This is a genomic window from Streptomyces cyslabdanicus, from assembly GCF_052663305.1.
In genome coordinates this window covers 1-21,257 of the sequence record NZ_JBQRUW010000003.1, presented here as the reverse complement: position 1 = coordinate 21,257, position 21,257 = coordinate 1, and the positions used below count along the sequence as shown (strand labels likewise).

At 71.8% G+C, this 21,257-nt stretch carries 16 protein-coding genes and 2 rRNA genes; 8 read left to right on the top strand and 10 right to left on the bottom strand.

The genetic code is table 11. The annotated features are described in order from the left end of the window. The first annotated feature begins 529 nt into the window (after positions 1 to 529). Positions 530 to 1,027 (top strand): Rv3235 family protein, encoded by a 498-nt coding sequence (locus ACTYVM_RS02295; RefSeq protein ID WP_445524270.1) that lies wholly within the window; start codon positions 530 to 532, stop codon positions 1,025 to 1,027. 137 nt (positions 1,028 to 1,164) lie between these two features. Here the strand turns inward: ACTYVM_RS02295 and secA are convergent, their stop codons facing one another. Continuing rightward, entirely contained in the window at positions 1,165 to 3,981 is a 2,817-nt protein-coding gene (secA, locus tag ACTYVM_RS02290) for a preprotein translocase subunit SecA (protein WP_445524269.1), read from the bottom strand. 291 nt (positions 3,982 to 4,272) lie between these two features. On the opposite strand from secA, the gene ACTYVM_RS02285 reads away from it, so the two are divergent. Together ACTYVM_RS02285 and ACTYVM_RS02280 are read left to right on the top strand one after the other, a co-directional pair. Next, positions 4,273 to 4,851 carry a GNAT family N-acetyltransferase gene (locus ACTYVM_RS02285; protein ID WP_445524268.1) on the top strand — a complete coding sequence of 193 codons (579 nt, stop codon included), beginning with the start codon at positions 4,273 to 4,275 and terminating at the stop codon, positions 4,849 to 4,851. Positions 4,852 to 4,978: 127 nt separating this feature from the next. Beyond that, positions 4,979 to 6,181, top strand: a complete 1,203-nt coding sequence (locus tag ACTYVM_RS02280; protein WP_445524267.1) for a winged helix-turn-helix domain-containing protein — start codon at positions 4,979 to 4,981, stop codon at positions 6,179 to 6,181. 24 nt (positions 6,182 to 6,205) lie between these two features. On the opposite strand, the gene ACTYVM_RS02275 is transcribed toward ACTYVM_RS02280, so the two are convergent. The 7 genes from ACTYVM_RS02275 to mtnA all read right to left on the bottom strand — a co-directional run bounded on the left by ACTYVM_RS02275 (position 6,206) and on the right by mtnA (position 15,082). Then, entirely contained in the window at positions 6,206 to 6,952 is a 747-nt protein-coding gene (locus ACTYVM_RS02275) for a response regulator (protein ID WP_400033975.1), read from the bottom strand. A gap of 227 nt (positions 6,953 to 7,179) precedes the next feature. Beyond that, positions 7,180 to 7,866, bottom strand: coding sequence for a ribosome hibernation-promoting factor, HPF/YfiA family (gene hpf, locus ACTYVM_RS02270; RefSeq protein WP_400033973.1), 687 nt, complete (start codon positions 7,864 to 7,866; stop codon positions 7,180 to 7,182). 289 nt (positions 7,867 to 8,155) lie between these two features. After that, a complete protein-coding gene (locus ACTYVM_RS02265) occupies positions 8,156 to 9,022 on the bottom strand; it encodes a ComF family protein (protein WP_445524266.1) in 867 nt (288 codons plus the stop codon). A gap of 174 nt (positions 9,023 to 9,196) precedes the next feature. Further along, the gene (locus tag ACTYVM_RS02260) at positions 9,197 to 11,071 is read right to left on the bottom strand and encodes an LpqB family beta-propeller domain-containing protein (RefSeq protein ID WP_445524265.1); all 1,875 of its coding nucleotides are present in this window, start codon (positions 11,069 to 11,071) and stop codon (positions 9,197 to 9,199) included. Further along, entirely contained in the window at positions 11,061 to 13,136 is a 2,076-nt protein-coding gene (mtrB, locus tag ACTYVM_RS02255; protein WP_445524264.1) for an MtrAB system histidine kinase MtrB, read from the bottom strand. The genes ACTYVM_RS02260 and mtrB overlap by 11 nt, the downstream gene beginning before the upstream one ends. Before the next feature lies 1 nt (position 13,137). Continuing rightward, positions 13,138 to 13,827 carry a two-component system response regulator MtrA gene (mtrA, locus tag ACTYVM_RS02250; RefSeq protein ID WP_009188938.1) on the bottom strand — a complete coding sequence of 230 codons (690 nt, stop codon included), beginning with the start codon at positions 13,825 to 13,827 and terminating at the stop codon, positions 13,138 to 13,140. A 112-nt stretch (positions 13,828 to 13,939) separates the two neighbouring features. Then, a complete protein-coding gene (gene mtnA, locus ACTYVM_RS02245; protein WP_445524263.1) occupies positions 13,940 to 15,082 on the bottom strand; it encodes an S-methyl-5-thioribose-1-phosphate isomerase in 1,143 nt (380 codons plus the stop codon). A 140-nt stretch (positions 15,083 to 15,222) separates the two neighbouring features. Between mtnA and ACTYVM_RS02240 the strand changes: the two genes are divergently transcribed. Genes ACTYVM_RS02240 through ACTYVM_RS02220 form a run of 5 tightly spaced genes read left to right on the top strand, consistent with a single transcriptional unit; the run spans position 15,223 to position 20,866 of the window. Further along, positions 15,223 to 16,590: a DUF7847 domain-containing protein gene (locus tag ACTYVM_RS02240; protein ID WP_445524262.1), complete on the top strand. Its 1,368-nt coding sequence runs from the start codon at positions 15,223 to 15,225 to the stop codon at positions 16,588 to 16,590. A 4-nt stretch (positions 16,591 to 16,594) separates the two neighbouring features. Continuing rightward, positions 16,595 to 17,374, top strand: a complete 780-nt coding sequence (locus tag ACTYVM_RS02235) for a DUF4129 domain-containing protein (protein ID WP_445524261.1) — start codon at positions 16,595 to 16,597, stop codon at positions 17,372 to 17,374. Beyond that, positions 17,371 to 18,567, top strand: coding sequence for a DUF4350 domain-containing protein (locus tag ACTYVM_RS02230; protein ID WP_445524260.1), 1,197 nt, complete (start codon positions 17,371 to 17,373; stop codon positions 18,565 to 18,567). The genes ACTYVM_RS02235 and ACTYVM_RS02230 overlap by 4 nt, the downstream gene beginning before the upstream one ends. Then, positions 18,567 to 19,556, top strand: a complete 990-nt coding sequence (locus tag ACTYVM_RS02225; RefSeq protein ID WP_445524475.1) for an AAA family ATPase — start codon at positions 18,567 to 18,569, stop codon at positions 19,554 to 19,556. Before ACTYVM_RS02230 ends, ACTYVM_RS02225 begins: the two co-directional genes overlap by 1 nt. Beyond that, entirely contained in the window at positions 19,556 to 20,866 is a 1,311-nt protein-coding gene (locus tag ACTYVM_RS02220) for a DUF58 domain-containing protein (protein ID WP_445524259.1), read from the top strand. The genes ACTYVM_RS02225 and ACTYVM_RS02220 overlap by 1 nt, the downstream gene beginning before the upstream one ends. A gap of 83 nt (positions 20,867 to 20,949) precedes the next feature. Here the strand turns inward: ACTYVM_RS02220 and rrf are convergent. Then, positions 20,950 to 21,066 (bottom strand): 5S ribosomal RNA (gene rrf, locus ACTYVM_RS02215). Positions 21,067 to 21,152: 86 nt separating this feature from the next. After that, a 23S ribosomal RNA gene (locus ACTYVM_RS02210) occupies positions 21,153 to 21,257 on the bottom strand; the annotation flags it as partial.

Below are 21,257 nucleotides of genomic sequence, written 5' to 3'. Positions count from 1 at the left end.
CCCCGGTCACCGCTGCGACACGTCCACCGCGCGCCCCTCGACTCACCCGGTCCGCCCCAGCTCCCGCACGGCTCACGCCCTTCTCGATCACACGAACAGGTGAACTCGTCCACGGTCCGACGCGCACCGCGGCTTCCTTGCCGCGGCGCCCTCGGCCCCGTACAAGAGCCCCAGCAGGAAGTTACTGCCCGGTACGAACCGGTGCCCTGGGTCGACCCATGCCCTCGGCCCCGCGACCGACCACCCGGCGGCCACGCCGGACAACGACATCGAACGGGGACTCATGCACAAGATCATGACCAGGACCCAGCGCCGCCCTGGCACCCGCCCGCCCGGCCGCCGCGACCCACGCCGCCCCGGCGGCTGCCCACCCCGCACCCCAGGAGGAACCCTCCCCCGCACAGCCGATGACAACCCCCCGCCCCGCAACAACCCCACGCCCCCGGCAGACCGCCCCCGCGACACCCGCCCCCCGTCCGTCCCACTCGTGGGCACAGCCGCCGGGACCGCCCCTGGACGTACCGCGGGCGTGGCCGCAGCCCGGCGGATGGCCGCCTACAGGTCCGAGCCGGGCGGCCACACGGGCGCCGCGGGCGCGGCGGGGGTCAGCACCGATGAGGTCGCCCACGCGGCGGGCATCGGGGCTGCCCGCGCCCAGGACGCCGTGCGGGCGGCTTCGCTGCCCGTGGCCACCGATCTGTTCGCCGAACGGCTGCTCGCCGTTCTCAGCGGGCAGCGGCCCGTGCACTGGATGCTCCGGCACACCGCGGGCCGGGCCTACGACGAGCTCGCCTGGCTCGCCGAGCGCGGCGCTCTGCGGACCCGCGGCGCCCGCCCCGTCGTGCGCGACATCGGCTACTACGAGCCCCGCCCGGGCGCCGTGGAGGCCTTCGCCCGCATCGGCGCGGGCGACCAGCTGCGCGCGATGGCGTTCCGCCTGGAACAGGGCCGGGACCGGCGCTGGCGCTGTACGGCGGTGGAACTGGGCGGCCCCCGGATGCCCCACATCGACGACGACCTGCCCTGACGACCAGCAGCCGCGGCGACGACCTGCTCCGACGACGAGCTGCCGTGACCGCCGGCGACGGCGCAAGGCGAAGGGCCGGGCACCCGAGGGTGCCCGGCCCTTCCCTGTCCGCTGCCGGCTCTCTCAGAGAGCGCCGGTCACTTCTTGCGGCGGCGGCCCGCCTTGGCCTGCTTGCGCCGCTCCGCGCGCGTGAGACCGTCGGCCTCCGAACGCACGGGCTCGCCGTCCGCGGCGAACTCGCCCTCGACGACGCCGCCCTCGCCGTCCACAGTCGGCGCCGAGAAGTGCAGGTCACGCCGCTGCGGGGCGTCCAGCCCCTTGGCCCGGATCTCCGGACGCGCGCCGGCCTGCGCCGGAACCGCCTCGTGCTTCTCCAGGTCGGCCACCGGCTTCGTGTCCTCGACCGGCACCTCCTCGACCTGCTGCTCGACCTGGACCTCCAGGTTGAACAGGTAGCCGACGGACTCCTCCTTGATGCCCTCCATCATCGCGGTGAACATGTCGAAGCCCTCGCGCTGGTACTCGACCAGCGGGTCCTTCTGCGCCATCGCGCGCAGGCCGATGCCCTCCTGGAGGTAGTCCATCTCGTAGAGGTGCTCGCGCCACTTGCGGTCCAGCACCGACAGGACCACCCGGCGCTCCAGCTCACGCATGATCTCGGAGCCGAGCTGCGTCTCGCGGGCCTCGTACTGCTCGCGGATGTCGTCCTTGATGGACTCGCTGATGAACTCGGCCGTCAGACCAGCGCGGTCCCCGGCCGCCTCCTCCAGCTCCTCGATGGTGACCTTCACCGGGTAGAGCTGCTTGAAGGCGCCCCACAGCCGGTCGAGGTCCCAGTCCTCCGGGAAGCCCTCGGCGGTCTCCGCCCCCACGTACGCGTCGATGGTGTCGTCCATGAAGTGCTGCACCTGCTCCTGGAGGTCCTCGCCCTCCAGGACGCGGCGCCGCTCGCCGTAGATGACCTCGCGCTGCCGGTTGAGCACCTCGTCGTACTTCAGGACGTTCTTGCGCGTCTCGAAGTTCTGCTGCTCGACCTGCGACTGGGCGGACGCGATCGCGCGCGTGACCATCTTGTTCTCGATCGGCACGTCGTCCGGGACGTTCGCCATCGACATCACGCGCTCGACCATCTGCGCCTTGAACAGACGCATCAGGTCGTCGCCGAGCGAGAGGTAGAAGCGGGACTCGCCCGGGTCGCCCTGACGGCCGCTACGGCCGCGCAGTTGGTTGTCGATACGACGCGACTCGTGCCGCTCGGTGCCGAGCACGTACAGGCCGCCGATCCTCTCGACCTCGTCCTTCTCGGCCTTGACCGCCTCCTCGGCGCGCTGCAGCGCCTCCGGCAGGGCCCCGGCCCACTCCTCGATGTGCTCCTCGGGGTCGAGGCCGCGCTGGCGCAGCTCCGCCTCGGCGAGGTCCTCGGGGTTGCCGCCGAGCTTGATGTCCGTACCGCGGCCGGCCATGTTCGTCGCCACCGTCACCGCGCCCCTGCGGCCGGCCTGGGCGACGATCGACGCCTCACGCTCATGGTGCTTGGCGTTGAGCACCTCGTGCTGGATGCCGCGCTTGCTGAGCTGCTGCGAGAGGTACTCGGACTTCTCGACCGAGGTGGTGCCAACGAGGATCGGCTGGCCCTTCTCGTGCTTCTCGGCGATGTCGTCGACGACCGCCTCGAACTTGGCGACCTCGGTGCGGTAGATCAGGTCCGCCTGGTCCTTGCGGACCATCGGCCTGTTGGTCGGGATCGGGACCACGCCGAGCTTGTAGATCTGGTGGAACTCGGCGGCCTCGGTCATCGCCGTACCGGTCATGCCGGAGAGCTTGCTGTAGAGGCGGAAGAAGTTCTGCAGGGTGATCGTGGCGAGCGTCTGGTTCTCGTCCTTGATGTCCACCCCTTCCTTCGCCTCGATCGCCTGGTGCATGCCCTCGTTGTAGCGGCGGCCGGCGAGGATACGACCGGTGTGCTCGTCGACGATCATGACCTCGCCGTCGATGACGACGTAGTCCTTGTCGCGCTTGAAGAGCTCCTTGGCCTTGATGGCGTTGTTCAGGTAGCCCACGAGCGGGGTGTTCACCGACTCGTAGAGGTTGTCGATGCCCAGCCAGTCCTCGACCTTGGAGACACCGGCCTCGTGGATGGCGACCGTGCGCTTCTTCTCGTCGATGTCGTAGTCGCCGGTCTCCTCGACGCCCTTGAGCGGGTTGCCCGCCTCGCCCTTCTTCAGGCGGGTGACCAGCTTGGCGAAGTCGCCGTACCACTTGGTGGCCTGGTCGGCCGGGCCGGAGATGATCAGCGGCGTACGGGCCTCGTCGACGAGGATGGAGTCGACCTCGTCGACGATCGCGAAGTTGTGGCCGCGCTGGACGAGCTCGTCCTTGGACCACGCCATGTTGTCGCGCAGGTAGTCGAAACCGAACTCGTTGTTTGTGCCGTAGGTGATGTCGCACTCGTATTGCTCGCGGCGCTGGGCCGGCGTCATGTTGGCGAGGATGCAGCCGACACTCAGGCCCAGGAACCTGTGGACGCGGCCCATCATCTCCGAGTCGCGCTCGGCCAGGTAGTCGTTGACCGTGATGATGTGGACGCCGTCGCCCGAGATCGCGTTCAGATAGGCGGGAAGCGTGCCGACCAGGGTCTTGCCCTCGCCGGTCTTCATCTCGGCGACATAACCCAGGTGCAGGGCGGCGCCGCCCATCATCTGCACGTCGTAGTGCCGCTGTCCGAGGACGCGCTTGGCCGCCTCGCGCACCGTGGCGAACGCCTCGGGCAGCAGGTCGTCCAGGCTCTCGCCGTCGGCGTAGCGCTGCTTGTACTCGTCGGTGAGGGCACGCAGATCGGCGTCGGAGAGGGCGACGAAGTCTTCTTCGATGGAGTTGACCTGGCCCGCGATGCGGTGCAGCTTGCGCAGGATCTTGCCTTCGCCTGCACGCATGATCTTCGAGAGGACGGACACGGGGGTTGGTCTCCTTGCCGGTCGGGCCTGGGACGGTTTCCATTGACGTACTGAGCAACGGCCATCGTATGCGAGGACACGGCCGAGCCGGGAGGGCCTGCCGCAAGGCCACCCGTCCGCAGCTTCGCGGGGCCTCTACGGGAACAACGTCCGGGGGTCGCGGATGGTGCCGTGTCGTGGAGATGATTTGCGCGAATTGTGATCACTCCCTCACGCACCGGGAGACACCGCCGCCTCCTCACCCTCGGGAAAGGGATGGCATCCCTCGCGGCCCCCGAGCAGAATCGGGCGATGGAACCCGTCACCCTCACCACCGACCGACTGCTCCTGCGCACGCTCGGCCCCCAGGACACGGACGCGGTGTACGCGGCCGTGCAGGACCCCGACATCCGGCGCTGGCTCTCCCAGCTTCCATCGCCCTACCTGCCGGAGCACGCGCGGAGCTTCGTCGAGGACATGGTCCCCGTGGGCTGGGCCAACGGTTCGATGTTCACCTTCGGCCTCTTCCTCCCCGGCTCCGGCGGGGGCCTCGTGGGCACGCTCGGCATAACGATGCGATCGCTGGGCGAGGCCGAGATGGGCTACTGGGCCGCCAAGGAGCACCGCGGCAACGGCTACGTGACCGAGGCCTCCCTCACCGTCGCCCGCTGGGCCTTCACCCACCTCGCCGTCGACCGTCTGGAGTGGCGCGCCGAGGTCGGCAACCACGCCTCCCGCGCGGTCGCCGAACGGGTCGGCTTCACCGTGGAGGGCGTCCTGCGCTCGGGGCTCAACAACAAGGGAGTACGGCGGGACTGCTGGGTGGGCTCCCTGCTGCCGTCCGACCTGAGCCTGCCCTCGGCGGCGCCCTACCTGCCCGCGCAGATCTAGGGTCAGCCGGCTCCGGGGTCTGCCGGCTCCGGGGTCTGCCGGCTCCGGGGTCCGTCGACTCCGGGGTCCGTCGGCGAAAGCCCAGCTCAGCCCGGGTTGTCGGTGCCGCCCTCTATCGTGCGGTGGCATGACCTTGCTCCCGCGCCCCAGCACCGACCTCTCGGCGGACGAAGCCCGTCGCATCGCCCTGCGTGCCCAGGGTTTCCTCGGCGCACCCGACCGGCGGTCCGGTGTGCGCGGCGTCCTGCGGCACCTCGGCGCGGTCCAGCTCGACACCATCTCGGTGCTCGCCCGCTCCCACGAGCTCGTGCCCTACGCCCGCCTGGGCGCCGTGGGTCGCAGGACCGTCGAGCGGGCCTACTGGACGGCCGCGTCCATCGGCACGCCGCCGGCCCGCCCACACGCGTTCGAGTACTGGTCGCACGCCGCCTGCATCCTGCCCATCGAGGAGTGGCCCCACTTCGCCTTCCGCCGCCGCGCCTACCGCAACCGCCCGCACTGGAACCACGAGCTGCCCGACGGGGCGTACGACCAGGTCGTCAAGCAGTTGCACGCCGAGGGCCCGCTGACGGCGACGGAGCTGGGCGGGGCCAAGAAGACCAGCGAGTGGTGGGACTGGTCGGGCACCAAGGTCGCCGTCGAGCGCGCCCTGATGTACGGCGAGGTGGTCTGCGTCGAGCGCCGGGGCTGGAAGCGGGTGTACGACCTCGCCGAGCGCGCCGTCCCCGAGGAGCTGCTGCACGACGAGCTGGACGACACCGAGTGCCTGCGCCGGCTGGTCCGCCTGGCCGGCCAGTCCCTGGGCGTGGGCACCCGCGCGGACATCGCGGACTACCACCGTCTGAAGGGCGAGCAGGTCGACGCGGTGATCGGTGACTCCGGGCTGGTCCCGGTCACGGTCGAGGGCTGGTCCAAGCCGGCCTGGGCGGACCCGGAGGCGCTGGCGGCACCCCCGCGCGGCCGGCATCGCACCACGCTGCTGTCCCCGTTCGACTCGCTGGTCTGGGAGCGGGCGCGCACCGAGCGGATCTTCGGCTTCACCCACCGCCTGGAGGCCTACGTCCCCAAGCCCAAGCGGGTCCACGGCTACTTCGCGATGCCCGTGCTCGCCGGCGGCCACCTGGTCGGCCGGGTGGACCCCGCCCGGGAGGGCCGCACCCTCGTGGCCAAGCAGGTCACCCTGGACGACGTCCGGTCCGTACCCGCCGTCGCCCAGGCGCTCGTCGAGGCGGCGAGCTGGGTGGACTGCACGGACGTACGCGTGGAACGGGTGGACGCGCCCGAGCTGCGCGAGCCCCTCGTGCTGGAGCTCTCCCGCGCCGTCGGCTGACCTTAGGGGCCGCCCGGTGAGCCCCTACCGGATCTCGAGGATCTTCTCCCGCATCGCGTAGACCACGGCCTCCATCCTGGAGTGCAGCTGAAGCTTCTCCAGGATGTTGCGGACGTGGTTCTTCACGGTGTTCTCGGAGATGAACAGCTCCTTGGCGATGTCCTTGTTGTTCATCCCCGTGGCGACGAGCTTGAGGACCTCCAGCTCACGGTCGGTCAGCCGGGGGGCGGGGACGAGTCGGCGCTCGTCGGTCCGCTGGATCATCGACTTGAACTCGGTGAGCAGTTTCGACGCCATGGAGGGGCTGATCTGCGACTGCCCGTCGGCGACGGCGCGGATGGCGGTGGCCACCTCGTCCGTGGAGATCTCCTTGAGGAGGTAGCCGGTGGCGCCGGCCTTGATCGCCTCGTAGAGGTCGGCCTCCTCGTCGCTGATCGTCAGCATGATGATCTTGGCGCTGGGTGCGACCTCCTTGATGGACGTGCACGCCTCGATCCCGCCGCGCTTGGGCATGCGGACATCCATCAGCACGATGTCGGGCAGCAGGTCCGCGGCCTTGTCGACGGCTTCGGCCCCGTCGCCCGCCTCGCCGACCACCTGGATGTCCTCCTCGGCGGCCAGCACGATCTCCAGGCCGCGGCGGAAGAGGGCGTGGTCGTCCACGACAAGGACTCTGATCGGCTCCTTGCGCGCGGTGTCCGCCCCCGGTCCCACGCCGACGACGCCACCGTCGGCGTCCTCGTCCCGCATCGGTCCGAAGCTGTCCGCCATCGTTGTTCCTCCCCCTGAGGCTGTGGCCCGGTCTGTGGTGCGGTCTGTGGTGCGGTGGCCAACCCAAGGCAACAGCCCATCCGTTGGGCCGTTGCGGCCATGATTCCATGCCTGGCCGACACTGCGGTGACCAAGCGGCGCGCGAAGGGGGCGCACACCGGTGCCCCTGGGGGCGCACACCGCGCTCCAGGGGCACCGTCGCAGCTGTTGTCGTCGGCCGGGTGGGCTCAACCGCCCAGTGTTCCGCCTGCCTCGGGCGCCTGAGTGACCATCGTGTCCGTCCTGAGGTGGATCACTCCGTAGTCATAGGCATGTCGCCGGTAGACGACGCTGGGTTCCTTGGTCTCGGAGTCGACGAAGAGGTAGAAGTCGTGCCCGACCAGTTCCATCTCGTAGAGAGCCTGGTCGAGGGTCATCGGGGAGGCCACGTGCGTCTTCTCGCGGACCACGAGGGGTCCGTCCCCCTGCACCTCCAGCGAGCCGACCTTCTTGGTGGGCACCTGGCCCGCGTCCGCTTCCGTCGCGGTCTGACCGCTGCCGTTCAGGGTCGCCGCGCCGGGGACGTGGTCGGGGACCTCGGCGGCCGGGATCCGGCGCGCGCCACGCCGCGAGAAACGCTTGTCGTGCTGCTTGCGCAGCCGGGCGCCGAGCTTCTCCGCCGCCAGGTCGAGGGCGGCGTACGGATCACTGGCCGCTGCCTCCGCCCGGATCACCGGACCGCGGGAACGGAGGGTGATCTCCACCCGGTCGCAGCGGTCGGCCTGTCGGGGGTTGGGCTCCTTGGACACCTCGACGTCGAGGCTGATCACCTTGCCATCGAGCTTCTGGATCTTCTCCAGGTTCAGCTTCTCGGCCACGTGCTTGCGGAACCGCTCGGGCACCTCGGTCTTGCGGCCCTTGACGACGATGTCCACGCAGAACTCCGTTCCCGGATCGCTCCGCTCCGACGGCGGAGCATCTCCCTTGTGCACCCGGTTCCGGTGAGCTCCGGAACCTCGGACTCGGTGACGTCCACCTCCTCCTCCCCCGCGGGCGAGATCTCCACCCGGCCGGTACGGGTGATGGCGAAAACCCGCAGCACGGCATTCGGATATAGCGGGGACGGCCTGCGCCTTTCCCTCACAACCCGAACATATCTCGCCCGGACGGATGACGTCACCCTCTACTGCGGCGTACCTCCGTTCAGGTGAATTGACCCGCTCATTACCTGCAACGATGCAGGTTCTCAGTCAGTTCCGGTCCTATTCCGAAGGAATCCGGAGAGGCCGCGACGACCGCCGCGCAGACCACATCTCCGGCGCCGTACTCTGCCGCCCTTTCCGGTGGGCCATACATCGAGTTCCCCTCCTTCTGCCTCGGTCCCGACTTCCGTTCCCTCATCCCTTCCCGGACCCGCGCCGTGTACACGGCCGTCGTCACCGCCCGCGCCGCCTCCGTCAACGAGGCCCCCGTCGTCATGACGTCGTCGACCAGCACCACCGGACCGCCCAGCAGCAGCCGCGCCCCGCCCGCGGCCACCTCCAGCGCGCCTGCCACGTTCTCCAGCCGCTGCCGGGAGGTCAACCCCGACTGGTCCGCCACGGCACGCCGCTGGCGCAGCACGGCCAGGGCCCGGGCCGGCGTCCCGGACCGCCGCAGCCCAGCAGCCGCCGCGAGCGCGATCCGCCGCCCGGGATCGTGCCCCCTGGCCCGCACCGCCCGCCGCGCGGACGGCACCGGGACGAGCAGCACGGCCCCACCGGCCACCCCGGCTCCCGCTTCCGCTCCCGCCGCGGCCGCGAGCAGACCCGCCCGTACCGCGCCCGCCAGCGCCGCGCCGAGCGGGTGTGCCAGCGCCAGTGCGCCCCGCTCCTTGTGGGCGAGCAGGGCCGCCCGCGCCGCGTCCGCGTACGGCGCCGCCGCGTACACCGCCGGCAGTCCGGCCGGCTCCGGCACCGGTCGCACCCGCCGTGGTTCCCTGCGGCTCAGGGCGGCACGGCACCGAGGACAGAGCGCCGTGCGAGGCCTGCCACAGCCTCCGCACTCGGTCGGCAGCACCAGGTCGGTGAGGTCCTGCCAGCACCTGCGCATGCCTCTACTGTGCCGACGGCGCACCGTCCCGGCCAGCCCTGTGGACAACGCCCTGTGGACAACTCCCGCCACCGCCCCCGAGGCTTCCCCCACACGGGCGAGCGAGGGGTGTCTCGGCCTGATCGGGGAGCGCCAGGTGCCCAGCCGGTCGAGAGGGTCGAGAGGGAGGGGCGCTCAGCCCGGGTAGACGGGCGCCATCCCGTCCTTGACCACCTTCTGCCACTGCGCTCCGGACGGGAGCCGGACGATCCCGTCCTCCGAGGAGTACGCCACCAGCGGCGACCCGTCGTCCTCGGACGCGGCGATCGACTGCACCCCCGTGAGCGCGGCCGGCGGCGGGCCCTCCGGCGTGGAACCGTCGACCTGGACGTACCGCATCGTCTGCACGCCCCCCTGTTCCCGCCCCGCCACCACGAGCCGGCTGTCGCCGGCCCACGACATGGCGGTGACGTCCTCCAGCTCAGGGGCCGCCGACCGTAGATCGAGCACCGACACCGCCGGCCGGTCCCCGGCCTTCTTGTCGCGGTCGTCGCGGTCGTCGCGCCCGCCACGCTCGTCGCGCTGGATCCGCCCGATGAGCAGGGATTTGCTGTCGTTCTCCGCCTTGACCACCAGAGCGATCCGCACCCCGTCGGCGGCCACCCGCACCGCGTCGACACGCCCCTTCAGACCGGGGACCTGCACATCGAGCGGCTTGCCCCCGCCCTGCTCCAGCATCACCAGCCGCGGCCGGGCGGGATCGCGGTCGGCCACCCACAGGTCACCGCGCGCGTCCCAGCTCGGTGCCGTCAGCCGGTCGCCCTCGGTCTTGCCCTGGCTCACCAGCACCGGCGCGTCGAGCGCACCACCCGGCACGAGCGAGCCCACGAACAGCGACCTGCGGTCGTAGCCGACACCGGCCGCGGTGTGCTCGTCCCACGACACCGCCGCGGAGCTGAGCTTCTGGGTGCCCTCGCCCAGCGCCCCCGGCACGGGTTCGGCGCTCGAGGGGGCGTCGCCGCCGGCGATCCGCACCAGCCGCTGCTTGTCGTCGACGAAGTACAGGTAGTCGGGCCGCTTCACCGACCCGCGCGTGGCGGCCCTCTCGGCTTGGGCGTCTCCGAGCGAGCACAGGATGTCGCCGTCGGGGCGCTGGAACGTGACGGTGTCCACAGTCGGGGTCAGGCTCTGCAGCGTGAACAGCAGTTGGGTCGCCATCTCCCGGCACTTCTCGCGCCCGACCCCGGAGGCCTTCTCGTTCAGCGGCACCGTCAGCCGGTTCTGGTCGTCGGGCGTCAGCGAGGTGACCCCGTGGCGCAGCGCCGTCCCGGCCGGGAAGCTCGAACTGACCGCCGGCTCGAGCCACCGTGTGGGCCCGCTCAGCAGGGAGCGCACCACCTGAGTCATCGCGTCCACGCGCCGGCGCACGAAGACGGGATCGGCGACGGCGGTCGCAGCCCCCGTCGCGTCCGCCCAGGTGTTGGAGGAGAAGTAGTACTTGTTGACGGACGTGTAGTTGCGCTGGAAGTCCGACTGGCCCATGACGACGCCCTGCGGCAGCACGTCGATGCGCCACTGCCCGCTCTTCTTGTCCCGCGTCAGATGAACCGGCTGGCTGTAGTGGCCGCTCATCGGGGTGTACGACTGCTGCGCGTCCACCCGGGCCACCTTGCTGCCCGTCAGGGTGAACGCGTAGTCGTCGGTGCGGTCGTGTCCCACGGTGCGGTCGACCTGGATGTCCGGGCCGCCCGCGAGCACGGTCGTGGACTGCTCCGGACGCCAGTTCCCCGACGCCTCCGCCGTCAGATACTGACGCGCCGTCGCATACTGCGGATCGTCACTGGTCAGAGCCTCCAGGAAGCCCTGCACGATCTCCGCGGGCACGGCGTCCGGCCGGGGCGGCATGGCGAACACCTGCAGCTGGCTGTCCTGGCGCGGGGTGGACTCCACGTCCCGCAGATCCCCGTTGTCCGGCATCGAGGCGCACCCCGCCAGCAGGACGACCCCACAAGCGGCGTACGCCACCGCGCGCACCGGCCGCCGCACACCCCTCACGCGGTCAGCGCCCACGAAATGCCTCCCCTTGCTGTGTCACGTCCAGCGGCCCGGCTTCCGCCCCGGCCGCGGCGTCCGCCGGCTCGTCCCCCGCCGCGTCCACGGCGGACACGGTCTGCTGCCGTCGCTCGCCCGCGGCCGGCCGGGGCACCACACGCGCCCCGTTGCCGGGCAGCGCCGTCGGATCGGCCGTCGGGGCCACCGCCACCGGGCGGGACGCGATCGGGTCCCGCGACGACGCGATCCGCTCACCCGTCGCCTGCATCGGTACGGTGGCACGCTTCCCGCTCGGCAGACCGGCGTCGTCGAGCCCGCGGTTGCGGCGCGAGTCCTTCGGCTCCAAGGGGACGGGTGAGCCCCGCAGCGGCTCGTCCGCGGTCCTCGGCAGTGTCAGCCGGAACTGCGAGCCGCCACCCGGCTCGCCCCACGCCTGAAGCCAGCCACCGTGCAGCCGGGCGTCCTCCAGGGCGATCGACAGCCCCAGACCGGTACCGCCCGTGGTCCGGGCACGCGCCGGATCCGCCCGCCAGAAGCGGCTGAACACACGGGTCGCCTCGCCCGGCTTGAGCCCGACGCCGTAGTCGCGCACGGCGACCGCGACCGCGCCGCCCGCCGCGGCGAGCTTGACGACGACGTCCCTGCCCTCGCCGTGCTCCACGGCGTTGACGACCAGATTGCGCAGGACGCGCTCCACACGCCGGGTGTCGGCCTCCGCCACGATCGGCTGCTGGTCGCCGACGACCCGTATCCGCGTGCCCTTGCGCTCGGCGAGCGGCTCCGCGCCGCTGACGACCCGGTACACGACCTCCCTGAGGTCGATCGGCTCGGCCTCCAGCGCCGCCGCGCCCGCGTCGAATCGGCTGATCTCCAGCAGGTCCGCGAGCAGCGACTCGAACCGGTCGAGCTGGTCGGCGAGCAGTTCCGCCGAGCGGGCGGTGACCGGGTCGAAGTCCTCGCGCGCCTCGTGGATGACGTCGGCCGCCATCCGCACGGTCGTCAACGGCGTACGCAGCTCGTGCGAGACGTCGGAGACGAACCGGCGCTGCATCCGCGACAGCTCCTCCAGCTGCTGGATCTTCAGCTGAAGGTTCTGCGCCATCTTGTTGAAGGCCTCGCCGAGCCGCGCGATGTCGTCCTCGCCGGTGACCTTCATGCGCTCCTGGAGCCGCCCGGCCGACAGCCGCTCGGCGATCCCGGCGGCCATCCGCACCGGTGTGACGACCTGTCGCACCACCAGCCAGGCGATGGCTCCGAGGAGGACGACGACAAAGAGGCCGGCCGTCGCCAGCGTGCCCTTGACCAGGCTCAGCGACTTCTCCTCCTGGGTGAGCGGGAAGAGGTAGTACAGCTGGTACGGATCCCCGTTGGGATCGTTGACCTGCTTGCCGATGACCAGTGCGGGCTGGGAGCCCTTGTCGCCGCCCTGGTAGACGATGCGCGCGTAACTCTGGGCGGCCACCATGCTGTTGTTGACCCGGGCGCGCAGCTCCTCCGGAACGCTCGCCGTCCAATCCACGCCGCCGGAAACGCGCGGACCGCGTCCGCCCCCGCTGTCGTCGCCGGCGGGCAGCGTGACCACGTCGAAGGCACCCTGGCCGCCGCTGGACAGCGACGACACCAGGTCGCTCATCCACTGGATGACGTTCTGCGAGGAGTGGCCGTCCGTGACGGAGGCGTCGTCGCCGGGGGCGGTCGCCGTCTCGTCGGCCCGCTGCTTGGCCGCCGCGAAACCGCCGGTGGCCTGGCTCTGCGAGGCCTTCACCTTCGCGTCGAGCAGTCCGTTGCGCACCTGCCCGATGACGACGAAACCGAGCAGCAGGACGACACCCAGGGACATCAGCAGGGTGGTGGCGACGACCCTCAGCTGGATGTTGCGTCGCCACAGCCGCATCACGGGCAGCAGCGGCCTGCGCACCCAGCGCAGGAAGAGACGCAGGACCGGGCTGCCCTGGACGCCGCCGTTCAGCAGCCCGCCCTCCAGAAGGCGTCCCCAGCGGGATCCGGCGGTCGTCCGGCCGACAGGCCGCCCCGTGCCGGCCCCGGTGCCCCCGGGCGCCGAAGCGGCGCTGTCCCCCGACACGTCAGCTCGGTCCGGCCTTGTAACCGACACCGCGGACGGTCACCACGATCTCCGGCTTCTCCGGGTCCTTCTCGACCTTGGAGCGCAGCCGCTGGACGTGCACGTTCACCAGACGGGTGTCGGCCGCGTGCCGGTAGCCCCAGACCTGCTCGAGCAGCACCTCGCGGGTGAACACCTGCCACGGCTTGCGGGCCAGGGCGACCAGCAGGTCGAACTCCAGCGGCGTCAGCGCGATCGACTGCCCGTCCCGCTTCACGGAGTGCCCCGCGACATCGATGACCAGGTCACCGATGGCGAGCTGCTCCGGCGCGGGCTCCTCCGACCTGCGCAGCCGCGCCCGGATACGGGCCACGAGCTCCTTCGGCTTGAACGGCTTCACGATGTAGTCGTCGGCACCGGACTCCAGGCCCACGACGACGTCCACCGTGTCGCTCTTGGCCGTCAGCATCACGATCGGCACCCCGGACTCCGCCCTGATCAGGCGGCACACCTCGATGCCGTCGCGACCGGGCAGCATCAGGTCGAGCAGGACCAGATCGGGTTTGGCCTCACGGAAAGCGGCAAGCGCCTTGTCCCCGTCGGCCACGAAAGACGGCTCGAAACCTTCACCACGCAGCACGATCCCGAGCATCTCGGCCAGTGCGGTGTCGTCGTCGACGACAAGGACTCGTCCCTTCATAAACGACATCATCCCATTCTCGTAACGGTGGCGAAGATCCAGGTGAGACAGCTCACTGGCCTGTGACGATAGTCGTACGGGGCCGTCACTGTCTGCCTGCGGTCCCCGAACGGGGTGCCGACGCTCAGTCTGTCGTGGCCCCCCGCGACCTGGCGCACAAGTCTGCCAGGCCCTTGGCGGTCACCGGCGAGACGGCGCCCTCCTCGGTGACGATCGCCGTCACCAGTTCCGGCGGGGTCACGTCGAACGCCGGGTTGTAGGCCTGCGTGCCCAGCGGCGCGACCGGCAGACCGCCGCCGGCCCCCGTGACCTGGACCTGGGGCGCGACGAACTCGGTCACCTCGTAGCCCGGTCGCTGCTCGACCTCGATCGCCGCACCGTCCGGAGTTTCCGGGTCCACCGTCGTGACCGGCGCCACCACGATGAACGGCACGTGGTGGTAGCGCGCGAGCACCGCCAGCGGATAGCTGCCCACCTTGTTCGCCACCGAGCCGTCGGCGGCGATGCGGTCCGCGCCGATCAGCACGGCGTCCACCTCGCCGGCCGCGAACAGCGAGCCCGCCGCGTTGTCGGTGAGCAGGGTGTACGACATGTCGTTGCGGGCCGCCTCGTACGCCGTCAGACGGGCGCCCTGGAGCAACGGCCGGGTCTCGTCGACCCACAGCCGCCGCAGCCGCCCCGCGCGATGCGCCGCGAGCGCCACCGCGAACGCCGTGCCCTCCCCTCCCGACACCAGCGAACCGCTGTTGCAGTGGGTGAGGACGCGGTGCCCACCGCCGGGCAGCAGCTCGTCCAGCAGCGCCAGCCCGTGCTCGGCCATCCGGGCGCTGGCCCGGGCGTCCTCCCGGTGCAGCTGCCGCGCCGCCGCCAGCGCCGCCGACGCGGCCTGCCCGGAGTCCCCGGTCCTGGCGAGCGCCGCCTGGTGGGCGGACAGTGCCCGGCGCACACCGAGGGAGAGGTTCACTGCCGTGGGCCGTGCGGCCGCCAGCGCGGTCGCGGCCTCGTCCACGTCGAAGCCGCGCGCGGCGGCGAGCGCGACGCCGTACGCCCCGGCGATGCCCAGCAGCGGCGCCCCGCGCACGGCCAGCGACCGGATCGCCTCCACCAGCGCGGGCGCGTCCGTGCACACCAGCTCGACCTCCTCGGCGGGAAGCCGGGTCTGGTCGAGGAGGACCAGTACCGGGCCCTCGGGCGGCTCTTCCCAGCGGATCGCGGAGGTCCCGGCCGCCCGGTCGTCCTCGCGGGTCTGCGCGTACAGATCAGCCATGCCGTCAGTCTGCCCCTTGTCCCGCGAACAATTGAAGGTACGCAGCCGCCACCACCGCCGGTCGCCCGAAGACCACCCCATGGCACGATGGCTGCCAACCTGCCGCCGCGACGGCGGACGGGCACCGTGAAGGAGCGACGATGACAGACACTCCGGGCTGGGCCTCGCCCGGATCCGCCCCGTCCGACGGACAGGAGACCGGTACGTCCGGACCTGCCGACGCCGCCGGCCGCCCCGACGCCGCAGCACCCGCGGGTCCGTCGGGCGAGCAGCCGCAGGGCCCCGGCGTGAAGTGGTCCAAGGAGCAGCCGCCGCCGGGCCAGTGGTCCGCGCCCACGGGAGCCCCCACCCCCGGCCAGGCACCACCGCCGCCCGCCGGCCCCGGCTGGGGCGGACAGCAGCCCCCGGCCGGCTACGGCCCTGGCGGTCACGGCCCCGGCGGCTACGGCCCGTACGGCGGCCCTGCCTACGGCGGTCCCGGCGGCTACGGCGGCTGGGGTGCCGGCTGGGGCGGCCCGCCCCCCGCGGCCAAGCCCGGCGTGATCCCGCTGCGCCCGCTGGGCGTGGGCGAGATCCTCGACGGCACGGTGTCCACCATGCGCACCCACTGGCGCACCGTCCTGGGCATCACCCTGGCCGTCGCGGTCTTCGCACAGATCATCGTCATCCTGCTGCAACGCCTGGTCATCGACAGCACCACGAGCAACCAGGTCCTCAGCGACCCGAACGCCACCCCCGGCGAACTCGGCCGCGCCATGGGCGACGTCATGCTCAGCTCCGGCGCCGTCCTCGTCGTCTCCTTGATCGCCACCGTGATCGCCACCGCGCTGCTCACCACGGTCACCAGCCGTGCGGTCCTCGGCAAGCCGGTCACCACCGCCGAGGCCTGGCGGGACGCCCGCCCCCAGGTGCTCAAGCTGTTCGGGCTGGTCTTGCTGCTGCTGTTCATCTGCCTCGGCGTCATCGCCGTCGGCGCGCTGCCCGGCATCGTCGTCGCCGTCACGGCGTCGTCCCTGGGCGGCATAGCACTGGCCGTCCTGGGCGGCCTGGTCGCCTGCGTACCCGCCCTGTGGCTGGCGATCCGCTTCTCGCTCGCCTCGCCGGCCCTGATGCTGGAGAAGCAGGGCATCGTCAAGTCGATGAGCCGCTCCGCCAAGCTGATCCGCGGCTCCTGGTGGCGCGTCTTCGGCATCCAGTTGCTGGCGGTGATCATCGCGTTCCTGGTCTCCGCGGTCATCGCCATTCCCTTCCTCGCCCTCGCCATGGCCTTCGGCGGTGGCGGTATGTCCGCCTTCCTCAGCGGCACCCCGAACATCGGCTGGGCCTACCTGATCATCACCGGGATCGGGTCCGTGATCGGCTCCACGGTCACCTTCCCGATCACGGCAGGCGTCACCGTGCTGCTCTACGTCGACCAGCGCATCCGCCGGGAGGCACTCGACCTCGACCTGGCCCGGGCCGCGGGCGTCCAGGGCTACGGCTCCGACGCACCACCCTCCGGGAGCTGATGCCGTGAGCCCGGCGGGGGGAGTTCTCACAGCACTGCCGGCGTTCTCACACGCCGTGGACAAAGCCCTGCGGACCGCGCTGCACGTCCGCGGCGCGGTCCTGGCACAGTCGCGCTCCGGAGCCGAGCCGCCGGTGACCGTCCCCCGGGATCCGGCGCGGGAGGTGGCCCGGCGTGAGCTGTCCAAGCCGATGTACCACGAGCACGACCCTGGCCTGCTGCAACGCGCCCTGAACGCCTTCTGGGAGTGGCTCGGCAAGCTGTTCGGCTCCGCCGCGGTCGCCACCCCGGGCGGGAGCATCGGACTGGTCGTCGTCATCGTGGCCGTCCTCGCCGTGCTCGGGGCCCTGTGGTGGCGCCTCGGCACCCCGCGCCGCGCACCCACCTCCTCCACCACCTTGTTCGACGACCGCCCCCGCAGCGCCGCCGAACACCGCGCCGCCGCCGAGGCGCACGCCGCCCAGGGCCACTGGAACCAGGCCGTCCAGGAACGCATGCGCGCCATCGTCCGCTCCCTGGAGGAACGAGCCCTGCTCGACATACGGCCCGGCCGCACCGCCGACGAGGCCGCCGCCGAGGCCGGCCGGGCCCTCCCCGCGCACTCCGACCGACTGCGCGCCGCTGCCCGGGACTTCGACGCCGTCACATACGGCGGCCGCAGCGCGACCGAAGCGGCGTACCACCGCATCACCGAACTCGACCACGACCTGGAACGCACCAGGCCCCAGCTCACCGACACCGGCCAGGACAGGACCCCGGCCGGGCACCAGGGAGCCGCCGGATGACCACCGAGGCCACGCTCCCGCCCACCTCCGTCTCGCGCACCGGCCGCCAGGTGTGGACCCGCACGCGCGGGATCCTGCTCGCCCTCGTCCTCCTGCTCGCCGCCGCCGTCGCGATCGCCGCGGTCCAGTCGGGCGAGCGGCACGGCCGCCTGGACCCACGCTCCGCGGACCCCTACGGCAGCCGTGCCATCGCCGCGCTCCTCGCCGACCACGGCGTGTCCACGCGGGTGGTCACCACGCTCGACCAGGCACGCGCCGCAGCCGGTCCGGACACCACCCTGCTGATCGCCGTCCCCGACCTGCTGACGGACCGGCAGCAGTCCCGGCTGCGCACGACGATCGACGCCTCCGGGGGACGTACCGTCCTCGTCGCCCCCGACTTTCCCTCCGTCAGCGGCCTGGCCCCCGGTGTCACCGCGGCTCGCGCGCCCAGTTTCGACACCGCCCTCTCCCCCGGCTGCTCCCTGCCCGCCGCCCGCCGCGCCGGCACCGCGGACACCGGCGGCGGCATCCGCTACGCCACCACCGCCAAAACCGCCGACGCCTGCTACCCCAGCGACGGCCTGCCGACCCTGCTGCGCGTCCCGCAGACCACCAAGGGCGGCGACACCGTCGTCCTCGGCACCCCCGACATCCTCTACAACAACCGCCTCGCCAAGCAGGGCAACGCCTCGCTCGCCCTGCAACTCCTCGGCTCCCGCCCCCATCTGGTCTGGTACCTCCCCTCGCTCTCCGACGCGTCGGCTCACGACACCGGCGACCGCCGCTTCTTCGATCTGCTCCCCTCGGGCTGGGCCTGGGGCACCCTGCAGCTCTTCGTCGCCGCGGCCCTGGCCGCCCTGTGGCGGGCACGCCGGCTCGGCCCCCTCGTGCCCGAAAGACTCCCCGTGGCGATCCGCGCCTCCGAAACCGTCGAAGGCCGCGCCCGCCTCTACCGCAAGGCGAACGCGCGCGACCGCGCCGCCTCCGCTCTTCGCTCCACCACGCGCACCCGCCTGGCTCCCCTCGTCGGCATCCCCGTCACCCAGGCGCACACGCCCGAGGCCCTGCTCCCCGCCCTGTCCGCCCACCTCCACGGCGGCGGACAGTCCCTGCACGACCTGCTTTTCGGCCCGCCGCCCGGCGACGACGCGGCCCTCGTCTCCCTCGCCGACCGACTCGACGCCCTCGAAAGAGAGGTACGCCGTCCATGATGGACCCGACCACTGACATCGCCGGGCGCACCGAGGACACCGGCGACGCCCGGTCGTCCCTGGAAGCCCTGCGCGCCGAGATCGCCAAGGCCGTGGTCGGCCAGGATCCCGCGGTGACCGGTCTCGTCGTCGCCCTCCTCTGCCGCGGACACGTCCTCCTCGAAGGCGTCCCCGGTGTGGCGAAGACCCTGCTCGTCCGCACGCTCGCCGCCGCGCTCGACATCGACACCAAGCGCGTCCAGTTCACCCCCGACCTGATGCCGAGCGACGTGACGGGCTCGCTGGTCTACGACGCCCGCACCGCCGAGTTCTCCTTCCAGCCCGGCCCGGTCTTCACCAACCTCCTCCTCGCCGACGAGATCAACCGCACCCCGCCCAAGACCCAGTCGTCGCTGCTGGAGGCCATGGAGGAGCGCCAGGTCACCGTCGACGGCACCCCGCGCCCGCTCCCCGAGCCCTTCCTCGTCGTCGCCACCCAGAACCCGGTCGAGTACGAGGGCACCTACCCCCTCCCCGAGGCGCAGCTGGACCGCTTCCTGCTCAAGCTGACGATCCCGCTGCCCTCCCGCCAGGACGAGATCGACGTCCTCACCCGCCACGCCGAGGGCTTCGACCCGCGCGACCTGCGCGCCGCCGGTGTACGCCCGGTGGCCGGACGCGCCGACCTGGACGCCGCCCGCGCCGCGATCGCCGAGACGACCGTCTCCCCCGAGATCACGGCCTATGTCGTCGACATCTGCCGGGCGACGCGGGAATCACCGTCCCTGGCCCTGGGCGTCTCCCCACGCGGAGCGACGGCACTGCTGTCGACGTCCCGCGCCTGGGCCTGGCTGACCGGCCGCGACTACGTCATCCCCGACGACGTCAAGGCACTGGCCCTGTCCACACTGCGTCACCGCGTGCAGCTGCGCCCGGAGGCCGAGATGGAAGGCGTGACCGCGGATTCCGTGATCAACGCGATCCTCGCTCACGTGCCGGTCCCCCGCTGATGGCCCTCACCGGACGCGCCGCGCTCCTCGCGGCCCTCGGCTCGCTCCCCGTCGGCATCTGGGACCCGGGTTGGACGGGGATCCTCGCCGTGAACGCCCCCCTGGCCGTGGCCTGCGCCTGCGACTACGCCCTGGCGGCGCCGGTGCGGCGTCTCGGCCTGACCCGCTCCGGAGACACCTCCGTGCGCCTGGGCGACAGCGCCGACGTCACCCTCACGGTCACCAACCCCTCAGGCCGCCCGTTGCGCGCCCGGCTCCGTGACGCCTGGCCCCCCAGCAGCTGGCAGCCGGGCACCGAGACGGCGGCCTCCCGGCATCGCCTGACCGTGCCGCCCGGCGAACGCCGCCGTGTCACCACGCGCCTGCGCCCCACCCGCCGCGGCGACCGCGAGGCGGACCGCGTGACCATCCGCTCCTATGGCCCCCTCGGGCTCTTCGCCCGCCAGGGCACCCACAAGGTCCCCTGGACGGTACGCGTGCTGCCCCCGTTCGCCAGCCGCAAGCACCTGCCCTCGAAGCTCGCCCGGCTGCGGGAACTCGACGGCCGCACCAGTGTGCTCATCCGCGGAGAGGGAACGGAGTTCGACAGCCTGCGCGAGTACGTCCCGGGCGACGACACCCGCTCCATCGACTGGCGCGCCACGGCCCGGCAGTCCACGGTCGCCGTCCGCACCTGGCGCCCCGAACGCGACCGGCACATCCTGCTCGTCCTGGACACGGGCCGCACCTCCGCGGGCCGTGTGGACGACGCCCCGCGTCTGGACGCCTCCCTGGACGCCGCCCTGCTCCTCGCGGCTCTCGCCTCCCGCGCCGGCGACCGCGTCGACCTGCTGGCCTACGACCGCCGGGTTCGCGCCCTCGTCCAGGGCCGCTCCGCGAAAGATGTCCTGCCGTCCCTGGTGGACGCCCTGGCGACGCTGGAACCCGAACTCGTCGAGACGGATGCCCGTGGCCTTACCGCCACAGCGCTGCGTACGGCACCGCGCCGCTCGCTGATCGTGCTGCTCACCAGTCTGGACGCAGCGCCCGTCGAGGAGGGCCTGCTGCCCGTGCTCCCTCAACTCACCCAGCGCCATACGGTCCTGGTGGCCTCGGTGGCGGATCCGCTGGTGACACGGATGGCCACGTCCCGCGGAAACGTGGACGCGGTTTACGAAGCCGCCGCCGCGGCCCAGGCGCAGACCGAGCGCCACCGCACCGCGGAGCAACTCCGCCGCCACGGCGTCACCGTCGTCGACGCCACCCCGGACGATGTGGCGCCGGCGCTGGCGGACGCGTACCTGGCGCTGAAGACAGCGGGAAGGCTTTGAAAGACGGACGACGGACACGAGGGCGGAGGGCCCGGAACGCAGAAAGCCCCCGTGCCATTGGCACGGGGGCTTTCTCACAATTTGTTCGGCGGCGTCCTACTCTCCCACAGGGTCCCCCCTGCAGTACCATCGGCGCTGTGAGGCTTAGCTTCCGGGTTCGGAATGTAACCGGGCGTTTCCCTCACGCTATGACCACCGAAACACTATGAAACTGTCAACCGCACCATGCGTGACCTGCATGGGGTTGTTCGTGGTTTCAGAACCAACACAGTGGACGCGAGCAACTGAGGACAAGCCCTCGGCCTATTAGTACCGGTCACCTCCACACCTCACGGTGCTTCCAGATCCGGCCTATCAACCCAGTCGTCTACTGGGAGCCTTACCCCATCAA